Genomic DNA, 2,930 nt, shown 5'->3' on the forward strand with positions numbered 1-2,930 from the left:
CACCTTCTGGCCCTCCATCGCCGCCTCGCGCAGCACGGCCTGCTCCTGCGGGGAGAGCTGGTCCCACAGCTTCTTGCTGTACAGCACCAGGAACGGCGTGTAGGCGTGGCGGGTGACCGACAGGTACTTCTGCACCTCGTTGAACTTCGACGTCTCGATGGTGACGAAGGGGTTCTCCTGGCCGTCGATCGTCTTGGTCTCCAGCGCGGTGAACACCTCGCCGAAGGCCATGGGCACGGCATTGGTGCCCAGCGTGCGGAAGGTGTCCAGGAAGATGTTGTTCTGCATCACGCGCAGCTTGATGCCGTCGAAGTCCTCCACCTTGGCCACCGGCTTGCGGCTGTTGGTGAGGTTGCGGAAGCCGTTCTCCCAGTAGGCCAGGTTGACCAGGCCCGCTTCTTCGAGCTTCTTGTTGAAGTAGGCGCCGGCGGGGCCGTCGAGCACCGCATCGGCCTCCTTCTCGTTGGCGAACAGGAACGGCAGGTCGAACACACCCAGTTCCTTCACGATGCCCACCAGGGGTGAGGACGAGGTGCACACCATCTCCTGCGTGCCGGCGCGCAGCGCCTGCGTGGCCGGCAGGTCGCCGCCGGCCGCGCCGCCCCAGAAGGCCTGGATCTTGAGCTTGCCGCCGGTCTTGGCGGCCAGGATCTCCTGCATCTTCTTCACGCCCACGCCCACCGGGTGGTCCTCGTTCACGCCGTTGGTGAACTTGATGGTGCGGTCCTGGAACTGCGCAAAGGCGGGCGCCGCGGCCAGGGTCAGGCCGGCGGCGAGGGTGACGAGGGTGCGTCGCTTGATCATGGTTTGTCTCCTAGGGGTGGGTTGAGGCGGCGGGGTCACTTCATGAGGAACTTGAGGGGCACGAGCACGATGTCCGGGAACAGCACCAGGCCGAACAGCACCGCAAGCTGTGCCAGGAAGAACGGCATCACGCCCTTGAACGCGTCGTCGAGCGAGATGCGCGCCACGCCGCAGACGACGTTGAGCACAGTGCCCACCGGCGGCGTGATCAGGCCGATGGCGTTGTTCATGATGAACAGCACGCCGAAGTACACGGGGTCGATGCCGGCCTGCTTGATCACCGGCATCAGCACCGGCGTGAGGATCAGCACGGTGGGCGTGAAGTCGAGCGCGGTGCCCACGACGATGATGATCACCATGATCACCAGCATGAGCAGCGTCTTGTTGTCCATGAAGGGGGCGAGCATCTTCGCCACCTCGGTGGGGATGTTGGCCACCGTGATGAGCCACGCGCTCACCATGGCGGCGGCGACCAGGAACATCACGACCGAGGTGGTCTTGCCCGCGGCGAGGATCAGGCCGTACAGGTCGCGCCACTTCAGCTCGCGGTAGATGAACAGGCCGACGACGAAGCTGTACACCGCGGCGACCACGGCGGCCTCGGTCGGCGTGAACACGCCGAACTTCATGCCGCCGAGAATGAGCACCGGCAGCGCCAGCGCCAGCGTGCCCTGCCCGGTGATGCGCAGCCGCTCCGCCATGGGCAGCCGCGGCGCCGGCTGCACGTTCTCGCGCCGGGCCAGCCACCACCAGGTGAGGCCGATGGCCACGCCCATCAGGATGCCGGGCACGATGCCGGCGAGGAACAGCTTGGTGATGGAGACGTTGCCCGCCACGCCGAAGATGATCATGCCGATGGAAGGCGGGATGATGGGCGCGATGATGCCGCCGGCGGCGATGAGGCCGGCGGAGCGGTTCACCTGGTAGCCGGCCTGGCGCATCATCGGGATCAGCAGCGCCGACAGCGCCGCCGTGTCTGCCACGGCGGAGCCGGAGAGCGAAGCCATGATCACCGCCGCCAGCACGGCCACGTAGCCCAGGCCGCCGCGGAAGTGCCCCACCCAGGCCATGGCCAGGTTGACGATGCGGCGCGAGAGGCCGCCCGCGTTCATGAACTCGCCGGCCAGCAGGAAGAAGGGCACGGCCAGCAGCGGGAAGTTGTCGGCGCCGTCGACGAAGCGCTGCGCGAGGATCTGCGAGTCGAACGCCGGCAGCGCGCCGGTGGCGGCCATGAAGCCCATCAGCGCCACGCCGCACACCAGCAGCGCGTAGGCGATCGGCATGCCCAGGGCCATGGCGGCCAGCAGGCTGCCCACGAACACGGTCACGGTCACGGGCGCGCTCCCTGGCCGGCGGCCTCATGCGGCAGATCCTCGGATTCGACGACCTGCACCAGTTCGTCTTCCGACAGCTGGCCGGTGCACAGGCGCCACAGCACCGAGAGGTTGAACAGCGCCATCACCACCGCCACCACGTAGCCGATGCCGTAGACCCAGATCATGGAGATGCCCACGACCGGCGACACGTTGGTGACCTGCAGGCCATGCATCTTCCAGGTGCCGACCAGGAACAGCACGTTCACGAACAGCATGAGCGATTCGCTCAGGAACAGGCAGATCTGCTTGCCCACGCGCGGCAGGTGCTTGACCAGCGTGTCCACGCCCAGGTGCCCGCGCTCGCGCATGGCGATCATGGCGCCGATGTAGGTGAGCCAGATGAAGCAGTAGCGCGACATCTCCTCGGAGATCAGGATGCCGCTGTTGAAGCCGTAGCGCAGCACCACGTTGCCGAACACCATGAACACCATGGCCACCAGGCAGGCGACGACCAGGAACTCGAGCCCCTTGAAGAACCAGTCGATGGCCTTGTCCATGTGCGCGGTCGTCTCAGGCCACCCGCAGCAGCGGCGCCGGCGTGTCCAGGTTGGGCAGGCGGCGGCGGCTGGCCAGCACCGTCTCGATGTCTTCGCGGGCGCCGTCGATGAGCACGAGGATGGCGCGCTCGGCGCGCGTGGGGTCCTTCGCGATCACGGCGTCGAGCACGGCGCGGTGCAGGGGCAGCGAGTTCTTCGGGCCGTCCTTGCGGGTGGTGGAGATCTCGAAGCTGGTGCGCAGCAGCGCCGAGAG

At 67.1% G+C, this 2,930-nt stretch carries 3 protein-coding genes and 1 pseudogene; all 4 read right to left on the reverse strand.

Features of this window, described 5'->3' with window-relative positions:
• The coding region (locus ACE3T5_RS21390) for a DctP family TRAP transporter solute-binding subunit (RefSeq protein WP_374670132.1) at window positions 1-804 on the reverse strand (804 nt) is incomplete at its 3' end.
• Window positions 805-839: 35 nt separating this feature from the next.
• Window positions 840-2,138, reverse strand: a complete 1,299-nt coding sequence (locus ACE3T5_RS21395) for a TRAP transporter large permease subunit (protein WP_374670133.1) — start codon at window positions 2,136-2,138, stop codon at window positions 840-842.
• Window positions 2,135-2,677: a TRAP transporter small permease gene (locus ACE3T5_RS21400; RefSeq protein ID WP_374670134.1), complete on the reverse strand. Its 543-nt coding sequence runs from the start codon at window positions 2,675-2,677 to the stop codon at window positions 2,135-2,137. The genes ACE3T5_RS21395 and ACE3T5_RS21400 overlap by 4 nt, the downstream gene beginning before the upstream one ends.
• 13 nt (window positions 2,678-2,690) lie before the next feature.
• Window positions 2,691-2,930 (reverse strand): annotated as a pseudogene (locus ACE3T5_RS21405) (FadR family transcriptional regulator); the annotation flags it as partial.

It is taken from the genome of Ramlibacter sp., assembly GCF_041916345.1.
GTDB lineage: Bacteria > Pseudomonadota > Gammaproteobacteria > Burkholderiales > Burkholderiaceae_C > Ramlibacter.